An 11,010-nucleotide genomic window follows, 5' to 3' on the forward strand; every position below is an offset into this window, starting at 1 on the left:
TGCCCTTCGACACCGCGATGCGGCTGCGCAAGCCGCTGATCGCCGCGGTGAACGGGCCCGTCGCCGGCATCGGCATGGCGCACGCGCTCATGGCCGACGTCCGCTTCGCCGCCCCGGAGGCGACCTTCACCACCGCGTTCGCCAGGCTCGGGCTGACGGCCGAGGGCGGCCTCGCCTGGCTGCTGTCCCGCCTCGTCGGGACGGCCCGGGCGCTCGACCTGCTGTACTCCTCCCGCACGGTCGGGGCCGCGGAGGCCGAGCGCATCGGCCTCGTCCAGTGGACCGTTCCGGCGGACGAACTGCTCGACCGGGCCCGCGACTACGCCGCCGGCCTCGCCGCGAACTCCGCCCACTCCCTGGCCAGGATGCGCGAGCAGGTGCACGCCGCCTGGGAGCAGGACTGGCGGACCGCCTACGCGTTCTCCCAGGACCTGGTCTACGAGAGCCTCGACCGCCCCGAGTTCGCCGAACTGGCCGCGCGCCGCTCCGCCCAGCGGACCGGGCGGGCGGCCGGGTCCGGCACCGTTCCCTCCCGTCCCAGCAGCGCATGAAGGAGTTGTCCACCGTGACCGAGACGGCGACCGAGCCGCCCGCGGGCCTGGCGACGCTCACCCCCCTCGTATCCCCGCGTTCCATCGCGGTGGTCGGCGCGTCCGACCACCCCGCCCGGATCGGCGGGCGCATCCTGGCCCGGCTCAAGGAGACCTACCGGGGCGAGATCTTCCCGGTGAACAGCTCCCGCGCCACCGTCCAGGACCTGCCCGCCCACCCCGACGTCTCCGCCCTCCCAAGCCCCGTCGACCTGGCGATCGTCGCGGCCCCCGGCCCGGCCGTCCCGCAGATCGCGCGGGACGCCGCCGCCCGCGGTACCGGCGCGCTGCTCGTGCTGTCGGCCGGCTTCGGCGAGGTCGGCGGGGAGGGCCGGCGGGCGCAGGACGAGCTGGCCGCCATCGGCGCCGCGTCCGGGATGCGGATCTGCGGGCCGAACTGCATCGGGATCATGAACCTGACGATCGGGCTGCGCGGGGTGTTCTCCACCCTCACCGACGTGCCGCAGGAGACGGGGAACATCGGCATCGTCAGCCAGAGCGGCGGCTTCGGGATGGGCATGTTCGAGACCGCCCAGCAGTCCGGGCTCGGCGTCTCCTACGTCCTCGCCACCGGCAACGAGGCCGACGTGACCTGCGGCGAGATGGTCGGGCACCTGGTCGAGCAGCCGGACGTCGAGGTCATCGCGCTGTTCATGGAGGGGGTGCGCAAGCCGGGCGCGCTGCTGGCCGCCGCCCGCCGCGCCCTGGAGCTGGGCAAGCCGGTCGTGGCCGTGCGCACCGGCCGCTCGCGGGTGGGCGCCCGCGCCGCCGCCAGCCACACCGGCGCGCTCTCCTCGGCCGACGACGTCGTCTCCGCGGCGTTCGAGAGCGCGGGGATCGTCCGCGTCGACGGCCCGGCCGAGCTGGTGGAGTACGCGCGGATGTTCTCCGCCGGGCGCCGCCCGGCCGGGCGCAGGCTCGCCGTCGTCACCTCCAGCGGCGGGGCGGGCGTGCTGATGGCCGACATCGCCGAGTCCGCGGGGCTGGAGATGCCGTCGCCCGCCGGGAGGCTGGCCGACGAGCTGGGCGGGCTGGTCCCGTCCTTCGGGTCGATCGGCAACCCGATCGACCCGACCGCGCAGATCGTCAACGACCAGTCGATGCTCCGCGAGCTGTTCACCAAGGTCACCGCCGCCCCCGACTACGACATGGTCGCGGTGGCGGGCGCGGCGCGCGGTCTCGGCGCGGCGCTGCGCGAGACGCTCCAGGCCGGGGCCGAGTCCACGGACAAGCCGTTCGCGGTGTGGGCCGGGCAGCCGGACGTCGCGCGCGACCTGACGGCGCGGGGCGTCACCACCTGCCACGACCCGAACCTGCTCGTGGGCGCGATGGGCGCGATGGCGGACTACCGGGAGAACCGCGAGCGCCTGCTGGGGGAGCCCTTCCACCCGCGGGCCGACGCCGTCCCGGACGACGCGGCACCGCCGCGGACCCTCGCCGAGCACGTGTCGCGCCGCTACCTGGCCGACGCCGGGATCCCCGTCCCGGACGAGCGCATCGTCGCCGGCGCGGCCGAGGCGGCGTCCGCCGCTACGGAACTGGGCGGCAAGGTCGTGCTGAAGCTCAGCGCCGAGTGGCTCTCCCACAAGAGCGAGCACGGCGCCGTCCGGGTCGGGCTGACCGGGCCGGCCGAGATCGAGGCCGCCCGCGCCGAGCTGGCCGCGCTCGGCGAGCGGCTGCGCCCGGCGGGCGCGCCCGCCGCCGCGATCCTCATGCAGCGGATGGCCGAGCCGGGCCTCGAACTCGTCTGCGGGCTGTTCACCGACCCCACGTTCGGGCCCGTGCTCACGGTGGGGCTCGGCGGGACCCTCGTCGAGATCACCCGGGACCGGCGGCTCGCCCTCGCCCCCGCCGGGCCCGCCGAGGCCGCCCGGCTCGTCCGGGGACTGGCCGGCGGACGCCTCGTCGGCGCCGCCCGCGGGCTCACCGAGGAGCAGGCCGCGTCCGTCGCCGAGGTCCTGGTCAGGCTCGGCGAGGTCGCCCGGCGGCACCCGGAGATCCGGGAGCTGGAGCTGAACCCGCTGATCGTCGGGCCGTCCGGCGCCGTCGCCGTCGACGCACTGGCCGTGGTGGCGGGGGACGGACCGTGCTGAGGACCGTGGTCATCCGGCTGGCCGCGATGTTCCCGCTGGTCTTCCTCGTCGCGACCGGGGTGTTCTTCCTCGGCCGGCTCTCCGACATCGACCCCGCGGAGAACATCGTCGGGCCGGAGGCGTCCGAGGAGCAGGTCGCCGCCGTCCGGCACGACCTCGGGCTGGACCGCCCCGCCCTGGAGCAGTACGCCGACTGGCTGTCCGGTGCCGTGCGCGGCGACCTCGGCCAGTCCGTCTACACCAAGGCGGACGTGTCGGCCTCGCTGCTGCAGGCGCTGCCGGTGACCCTGTCGCTCACCTTCGGCGGGCTGCTGGTCGGGCTGCTGCTCGGGGTGCCGTCCGGCATCTGGAGCGCGCTGCGGGCGGGCCGCGCCGGCGACCGGGCGATCAGCCTGTTCGCCACCGTGGGCCAGGCCGTGCCGGGGTTCTGGCTGGGGCTGCTGCTGATCTTCGCGTTCGCGATCCAGCTGCCCTGGTTCCCGTCGGTCGGCTACGTCGCGATCGACCAGAGCCTCACCGGCTGGCTGCGCAGCCTGGCGCTGCCGTCGGTCTCGCTCGGCGTGGTCGCCGCCGCCGCGATCTCGCGGCAGACCCGGTCCAGCATGATCGGCGTCCTGCAGCAGGAGTACGTGCGCACGGCGCTGAGCAAGGGTCTGTCCAAGCGGCGCGTCGTGGTCAAGCACGCGCTCAAGAACGCCGCCGTGCCCATCGTCACGGTGGTGTCGTTCCAGGTCACCACGCTGCTCGGCGGCTCGATCGTGATCGAGCGGCTGTTCGCCATGCCGGGCCTCGGGCAGCTGGCCATCGACGCGGTGCTGCGCCGCGACCCGGACGTCATCCAGGGCATCGTCGTGCTCACGGTGATCATCGTCGTGCTGGTGAACGTCCTGCTCGACCTCTCGTACGCGTGGCTCAACCCGAAGGTGCGTGCGCTGTGAGCGCCGCGGAGGCCTCGGGCGCCCGGTTCACCGCCCGCCTGCTGCGCTCCAAGGCGACGCTGCTCTGGGCCGCGGTCGTGGGTCTCGTTCTGTTCTGCGCTGTCCTCGCCCCCGTCATCGCGCCGTACGACCCGCTCGACGGCGACGTCAGGGAGGGCCTGCTGGGCCCGTCCGGCGACCACTGGCTCGGCACCGACAAGCTCGGCCGGGACGTCTTCTCCCGGATCGTGTACGGCGCGCAGGTCGCGCTCCTGTCCGGTGCCGAGGCCGTCGGGATCGCGGCCGCCATCGGCATCCCGCTCGGGCTGCTGTCCGGCTACGCCGGCGGCTGGACCGACCGGATCCTGATGCGGATCGTCGAGGGCGTCATGTCGGTGCCGTTCCTGGTGCTGGCCATCGCGCTGATCTCGGTGCTCGGCCCGGGACTGTGGAAGTCCATGGCGGTCGTCGGCGTCGTGTTCGCGATGACGCTGATGCGCCTCACCCGGGGCGAGACGCTCGCCGCCCGCGAGGAGCTGTACGTCGACGGGGCGCGGGTGGTCGGCGCCGGCGCGCCGCGGATCCTGTTCCGGCACATCCTGCCCAACATCACCCCGCCGCTGATCGTCCAGGTCACCCTGATGATCGCGGGTGCGATCATCGCGGAGGCGACGCTGTCGTTCCTGGGGCTCGGCGCGCAGGCCGGCCACGCGAGCTGGGGCTCGATGCTGGCGGACGCCCAGGAGAGCATCCGGCAGAGCTTCTTCCTCGCGCTGCCGCCCGGCATCGCGATCCTGGTCACCGTCCTCGCGTTCAACCAGGTCGGCGACGGCGTGCGGGACCTGTTCGCCCGCGAGGCCAAGGCCGGGACGCTGGGCGTCAACCCGGTGCACCGCGGCAAGGGCGCCGAGGCGGAGGCGGACCCGCCCGCCGGGACGGCGGTGCCGGACCCGCTGCTGAGCGTCCGCGACCTCACCGTGTCGTTCCCGCAGCCGGGCGGCGGCCGGGTGACCGTCGTGCAGGGCGTGTCCCTGGACGTGGGCAAGGGCGAGATCCTCGGGCTGGTCGGCGAGTCCGGCAGCGGCAAGAGCGTCACCGCGATGTCGCTGCTCGGCCTCGTCCCCGACCCCGGGCGGGTCGCCGCCTCCACCGTCCGGCTGGACGGGCGGGAGCTGACCGGGCTGCCGTTCGACGAGCTCCGCAAGGTCCGCGGCCGCGAGCTCGGCGTGGTGTTCCAGGAGCCGATCGCCAGCCTGAACCCCGCCTACACGGTCGGCGACCAGGTCGCGGAGGTGCTGCGCGAGCACGACGGGCTGTCCCGGGCGCAGGCGCGCGAGCGGGTGGTCGAGCTGTTCGAGCAGGTGCACATCCCGAACCCCGCGGACCGGCTCGGCGACTACCCGCACCAGTTCTCCGGCGGCATGGCGCAGCGCGTGATGATCGCGATGGCGCTGGCCTGCCGCCCGCGGCTGCTGGTCGCCGACGAGCCCACCACCGCCCTGGACGTCACCGTCCAGGGGCAGGTGCTCGACCTCCTGCTGGAACTGCGCGAGCAGACCGGCATGTCCATCCTGCTGATCACCCACGACCTCGGTGTCGTGGCGGACGTGGCCGACCGGGTCGCGGTGATGTACGCCGGGCAGCTCGTGGAGTGCGGTCCCACCGAGGAGGTCTTCCGGAAGCCGTCCCACCCCTATACCGAGGGGCTGCTCACGTCCCTGCCGCGGAACGTGCGGCGGACGGGACGGCTGCCGTCGATCCCCGGCGTCGTCCCCGCGCCGGACGCCTGGCCGGAGGGCTGCCACTTCGCCGACCGCTGCCCGCACGCCCGCCCCCGGTGCTCGGGCGGGCCGATCGAACTGGCCGCCGCCCCCGGCGGCCGCGCCACCCGATGCGTCCGCGCGGAGGAGCTGACCCTCACCGGGGTCGGCGGCACCGGCGCCGTGCAGATTGCGAAGAAGCCATGACCTCTGCGAACACGGCGAACACGGACGCCGCCGGACCGGCCGCCACCGGCGACGGGAGCGGGCCGCTGCTGCGGGTGCGGGACCTGACCGTCACCTTCGCCGGCCGCCGTCCCGCCCCCTGGCGGCGCCCCGCCACGACCGTCGCCGTCAACGGCGTGGACCTGGACATCGCGCCGGGGGAGACGCTCGGGCTGGTGGGGGAGTCGGGCTCCGGCAAGTCCACCACCGCGCGGGCCGTGCTGCGGCTGCTGCGCCCGGACCGCGGCACGATCGAGGCGGCCGGCTTCCGGGTCGACGGGTTCGGCCGCCGCGTACCGGCCGGCTACCGCCGCGCGGTGCAGGCGGTCTTCCAGGACCCGCTCGGCTCCCTGGACCCGACCAAGGTGATCGGCGACATCGTGGCCGAGCCGCTCGCCGTCCACGTCGGCCTGCGCGGGCCGGAGCGGGACGGCCGGGTCGCGGAGCTGCTGGAGCAGGTGGGCCTCGGCGCCCAGCACGCCCGCCGCTACCCCTACGAGCTGTCGGGCGGGCAGCGCCAGCGGGTGTCGATCGCGCGTGCGCTGGCCCCCGAACCGCGCCTGATCATCCTGGACGAGCCGGTCAGCGCGCTGGACGTGTCCGTGCAGAGCCAGGTCGTCAACCTGCTGGAGGACGTCCGCGAGCGGACCGGCGTCGGGTACCTGTTCGTCGCCCACGACCTGGCCGTCGTCCGCCACGCCTGCGACCGGATCGCGGTCATGTACCGCGGCCGCGTGGTCGAGGAGGGCCCGGCGGACCGGATCTGCGAGCGGCCCGCCCACCCTTACACCGAGGAGCTGCTGGCCGCCGTCCCCGACCCCGACCCGGCGCGGCAGCGGCTGCAGCGGCAGCGCCGCCGCGAGCTGGCGGCCGCCACCGCCGCTCCCGCGCCGAACACCGCCCCCGCCCCGGCGGCCGGCGGGTGCCCGTTCGCCCCCCGATGCCCTCACCGGATGCCGGTGTGCACCGACACATTTCCCGACCGGACGTCCCTGCCCGGTGGCGGCCGCGTGGCCTGCCACCTGTACGACGCCCCCGTCACCACCCCGGAGGAAGTTCGATGACCCGTATCCCGGCACCAAGGCGGCTGATGGCCGCGGCGGTCGCGCTCGCGACCGGCCTCGCCCTGACGGCCTGCGGCGGCGGCACGACCGGCGACACCGGCGGCTCGCTCGTCGACAAGGCCGGCGCTCCCTCGACCCCGGCCGGAACGCTGCGCATGGCGGCCTGGCAGGAGACGCCGTCGATGGACCCGGTCCGCACGACCACCCAGAACGGGATGCTGATCTTCCCCGAGTACGACACGCTGACCGTCGTCGACGCCGAGTTCCAGCCGCAGCCCTGGCTGGCGACCTCGTGGACCCAGCCCGACTCCAAGACGTGGGAGTTCAAGCTCCGCGACGACGTCACCTTCCACGACGGCTCCAAGTTCGACGCCGAGACCGTCAAGCTGAACCTGGAGCGGGCCAAGAAGGTCACCGGCGGCCCCTACACCAACATCTACGCCCCGATCTCCGAGGTTGAGGCCGTCGACCCGGCCACGGTGCGGGTGTCGTTCTCCACGCCGCAGCCCAACTTCCCGTACAGCATGTCCACCGTCGCCGGGGCGATGATCAGCCCGAAGGCGGTCAAGGACGAGACGGACCTGACCCGGGCCGCCGCCGGCAGCGGCGGCTGGATCTGGCAGAAGGAGGCCCACCGGGAGGGCGCCGAGCACGTCTACAAGGCCAATCCGGACTACTGGAACAAGGACGCGGTCCGCGCCGAGACGATCAGCGTCAAGATCATGCAGGAGGACAACGCCCGGCTGAACGCCCTGCAGAGCGGCCAGGTCGAGGTGATGTCCACCCTGCAGCCGGACCAGGCGGACGCGGCGCAGAGCGCGGGCCTGCGGGTGCTCACCGACCTCACCTCCACCGGCACGTTCCTGATCATGGACCGGGAGGGCAAGAAGGTGCCCGCCTTCGCCAAGCCGGAGGTCCGGCAGGCGATCGGCCTCCTCCTCGACCGGGACGCCTACAACAAGGCGCTGCTGTCGGGCAAGGGCGACCCGAAGGGCGGCGGGTTCGCCGCGCCCGGCTCCCCGTGGCACGACGCGTCGCTGGACGGCTTCAACAAGGCCGACGCCGCCAAGGCGAAGGAACTGCTCGCCCAGGCCGGCTACCCCGACGGCTTCACGTTCGAGGTCGGCAACGCCCCCGTCATCAGGCAGATCAACGAGACCATCGCGCAGCTGCTGAAGGAGGGCGGCATCACGATGAAGATCGTCGACGTCGCCAACGGCCAGTACACCGCGGACGTGCGCCGGGGCCGCTTCCCGGCCGGCTACTTCGTGCCGACCTCGATCGACATCTACCAGTGGTGGAGCCGCACCGTCTCCACCAAGGGCATCTACAACCCCTTCAAGCTGGACGACCTGGACGACCTGGAGAAGACCTTCGACGAGGCCCTCGAGATGACCGGCGACGGCGCGCGCAAGCCGCTGATGAACCGGCTGCAGCGGGAGACCGTGGAGCGCGGCGTGGCGTTCCCGCTGAGCCAGAACCCGCGGTCCGCCGCGCTGGCCGCGTCGGTCCGCGCCACCCAGCAGCCGGTCTTCGCGCCCGAGGACATCGCGCCCCGGCCGCACTACCTCTGGACTAAGTGAACTATGTTCGCGAAGTCATCTACGTAGGCGTACCGTGATGGTCATGACCCCCGGGGCGTGGCTCTTCGACGTCGACGGCACGCTGCTGGACTCGGTGACCGGGACGTCGCTGCGGCCCCTGGCCCGCGAGCTGCTCTCCGGCCTGCGGGAGCTGGGCGTGCCCGTGCTGCTGTGGAGCGCGGGCGGGGCGGACTACGCGCGCCGCCGCGCCGAGGGCGCGGGCATCGCCGGCCTGGTCACGGCCGTCCACGCCAAGGCCGAGCGGGACGGGCGGGGCCACTGGGTCCTGCCCGCCCTGCCGCCGGAGCACGCCCCCGCCGTCCTCGTCGACGACCTGCCCGGCGAGGTGCCGCCGGTGGGGGAGGTGCTCGGCGTCCCGCCCTACGTCGGCCCGAACCCGCGCGACACCGGCCTCGCCGCGCTGCTCCGGCGGCTCCCCGCCCGCAACGAGACCCACCCGCGCAACGAGACACATCTGAACGATGAAGGACTCCATGACCACGGGAAGGACCCAATGAACCACGCCCGCCCCGGACCGGGAGGGACGCCAGCCGACCGGCCGCTGTCCGCGCGGCTGCGCCGGACGATCGCGCTCGACCCCGCCGCGCCCGCGCTCACCTTCGGTGACCGGACCTACCCCTGGGCCTACCACGGCCAGACCGTCGACGACCTCGAAGCCCTCCTGGCGGGGACCGGCGCCCGCCGGATCGGCATCGTCCTGCGCAACCGCCCCGCGCTGCTGTCGGCGCTGCTCGCCGTGCTGGCCACCGGCCGCGAGGTCGTCACGCTGAGCCCCTTCCACGGCGACGTCGGGCTTGCCGAGGACATCGCGGGGCTCGCCCCGCAGGCCGTCATCGCCGACCCCGAGGACTGGGCCAGGAACGGCGTCACGGACGCGGCACGCTCCGCGGGCGCCGTGGCCCTCCAGACGGGTGAGGACCGGGCACTGGCCCGCCGCGAGGTCGACTGGACGCCCGCCCCGCGCCCGGCGGAACCCTCGGACGTCGCCGTCCTGATGCTGACCAGCGGCACCACCGGCAAGCCCAAGCGGGTGGAGCTGACCTACACCCGGCTCACCGCCGCGTACAACGCCGCCGGCACCGCGGCCGCGCTGGACGGCGAGCCCCGGCTCCGCCCCGGCAGCGTCATCCTCTGGACCTCGCTGGTGCACATCGCCGGCCTGTACTTCGTCGTGAGCACCGTTCTGGAGGGGCGCACCACCGCGCTCCTCGAACGGTTCGAGGTGGACGCGTGGGCCTCGCTCGTCCGCGCGCACCGCCCGAAGATCGTCGGCCTGCCGCCGACCGCGATGCGCATGGTCATGGACGCCGAGGTGCCCGGGGACGTGTTCGACGGCGTCCGCGGGGTCCTGTCCGGCACCGCGCCGCTCGACCCCGCCGACGCCGAGCGCTTCGAGGCCCGCTACGGCGTGCCCGTCCTCACCAACTACGGCGCGACCGAGTTCGCCGGGGCCATCGCCGGATGGCACCTCAAGCTGCGCCAGGAGTGGGGCGAGGCCAAGCGGGGCAGCGTCGGCCGGGCCCACCCCGGCATCGAGCTGCGGATCGTCGACCCCGACACCGCGGCGCCGCTGGGGCCGGGCGAGACCGGCATCCTGGAGGCGCGCGGCGCGCAGCTCCCCGCGGGCGGCGACGACTGGACCCGCACCACCGACCTGGCCTCTCTCGACGAGGACGGCTTCCTCTACATCCGCGGCCGCGCCGACGACGCCATCAACCGCGGCGGCTTCAAGATCGTCCCGAGCGTGGTCGAGGACGCGCTGAAGGAGCACCCGGCCGTGTTCGACGCCGCCGCCGTCGGGCTGCCCGACCCCCGGCTGGGCGAGGTGCCGGTCGTCGCGGTCACGCTGCGCTCCCCGGCCGGCACCGCCGAGCTCCGCGACTGGCTGGGCGACCGGCTGGCCCGCTACCACCTGCCGGCCGAGATCAAGGTCGTGGACGAGCTGCCGCGCACCCCGTCCATGAAGATCAGCCGCCCGGGCGTCCGGGCGCTCTTCGACGTCCCCGAAAGGACCGCCTCATGAGCGAGACCACCGATGCCCCGACCGAGGAGGAGTTCGAGAAGGCGACCTCCGCCGAGCTCGACGAGGCCGACATCGAGAAGGACCGCGCGATCGTCGGACGGGACTGGGCGAGCCGCTCGCAGGAGTTCCTCAGCACCGCCACCCCGGAGGGGATCCGCAACTTCGCCACCGGCTACGGGGACGACAACCCGCTGTTCACCGACCCCGAGTACGGGCGGGGCACCCGGTGGGGCGGCCAGATCGCGCCGCCGATCATGGCGGCGATCCTGAACGCCCCGCTGCGCGGCGAGCGCCCGTCCAAGCAGGAGCGCGGCGGCAGCTACCGGGGCATCCACGCCTTCGTGTCCGGCGGCATCTGGGACTGGTACCGGCCGATCCGGCCCGGCGACACCCTGTACGGCTTCGGCGGGCTGGAGTCGGTCGAGCTGAAGCGGTCGGAGTTCGCCGGCCGCTCGGTCGTGAAGGTGAACCGCCAGGTCAAGATGAACCAGAACGCCGAGGTCGTCGGCGTCTACCGCACCCTGGTCATCTACACCGAGCGCAAGAAGGCCCGCGAGCGCGGCAAGTACAAGGACATCGAGGACCCGAGCTACACCGACGAGGACCTCGCGAAGATCGAGGAGATCTACGCGGGGGAGAGCCCGCGCGGTGGCGCGCCCCGCTACTTCGAGGACGTGCGGATCGGCGAGGCGCTCCCCCCGATGGCGAAGGGCCCGCTGACCACCACCGACATG

General features: G+C 74.1%; 8 protein-coding genes. All 8 read left to right on the plus strand.

Annotated elements, in window-relative coordinates; genetic code table 11:
- On the plus strand, nt 1-551 hold a 551-nt coding region (locus IEZ03_RS22565; protein ID WP_229808493.1), incomplete at its 5' end, for an enoyl-CoA hydratase-related protein.
- Nucleotides 552-565: 14 nt separating this feature from the next.
- Nucleotides 566-2,683: an acetate--CoA ligase family protein gene (locus IEZ03_RS22570; RefSeq protein WP_184885785.1), complete on the plus strand. Its 2,118-nt coding sequence runs from the start codon at nt 566-568 to the stop codon at nt 2,681-2,683.
- Complete coding sequence (locus IEZ03_RS22575) at nt 2,677-3,621, plus strand: ABC transporter permease (RefSeq protein WP_184885783.1); 945 nt, start codon at nt 2,677-2,679, stop codon at nt 3,619-3,621. Before IEZ03_RS22570 ends, IEZ03_RS22575 begins: the two co-directional genes overlap by 7 nt.
- Complete coding sequence (locus IEZ03_RS22580) at nt 3,618-5,567, plus strand: dipeptide/oligopeptide/nickel ABC transporter permease/ATP-binding protein (protein WP_184885781.1); 1,950 nt, start codon at nt 3,618-3,620, stop codon at nt 5,565-5,567. The genes IEZ03_RS22575 and IEZ03_RS22580 overlap by 4 nt, the downstream gene beginning before the upstream one ends.
- The gene (locus IEZ03_RS22585) at nt 5,564-6,649 is read left to right on the plus strand and encodes an oligopeptide/dipeptide ABC transporter ATP-binding protein (RefSeq protein WP_184885779.1); all 1,086 of its coding nucleotides are present in this window, start codon (nt 5,564-5,566) and stop codon (nt 6,647-6,649) included. Before IEZ03_RS22580 ends, IEZ03_RS22585 begins: the two co-directional genes overlap by 4 nt.
- Nucleotides 6,646-8,232 carry an ABC transporter substrate-binding protein gene (locus tag IEZ03_RS22590; RefSeq protein ID WP_184885777.1) on the plus strand — a complete coding sequence of 529 codons (1,587 nt, stop codon included), beginning with the start codon at nt 6,646-6,648 and terminating at the stop codon, nt 8,230-8,232. The genes IEZ03_RS22585 and IEZ03_RS22590 overlap by 4 nt, the downstream gene beginning before the upstream one ends.
- A 43-nt stretch (nt 8,233-8,275) precedes the next feature.
- Nucleotides 8,276-10,276: an AMP-binding protein gene (locus IEZ03_RS22595; RefSeq protein WP_221480783.1), complete on the plus strand. Its 2,001-nt coding sequence runs from the start codon at nt 8,276-8,278 to the stop codon at nt 10,274-10,276.
- On the plus strand, nt 10,273-11,010 hold a 738-nt coding region (locus IEZ03_RS38085; protein ID WP_229808494.1), incomplete at its 3' end, for a MaoC family dehydratase. The genes IEZ03_RS22595 and IEZ03_RS38085, both read left to right, overlap by 4 nt.

Source organism: Actinomadura livida (genome assembly GCF_014648675.1).
Taxonomy (GTDB): domain Bacteria; phylum Actinomycetota; class Actinomycetes; order Streptosporangiales; family Streptosporangiaceae; genus Spirillospora; species Spirillospora livida.

Excerpts from the sequence above, each read along its gene's own strand:
- IEZ03_RS22585 (WP_184885779.1), top strand. The coding sequence starts at position 5,564 with ATGACCTCTGCGAACACGGCGAACACGGACGCCGCCGGACCGGCCGCC.
- IEZ03_RS22590 (WP_184885777.1), top strand. The coding sequence starts at position 6,646 with ATGACCCGTATCCCGGCACCAAGGCGGCTGATGGCCGCGGCGGTCGCG.
- IEZ03_RS22595 (WP_221480783.1), top strand. The coding sequence starts at position 8,276 with ATGACCCCCGGGGCGTGGCTCTTCGACGTCGACGGCACGCTGCTGGAC.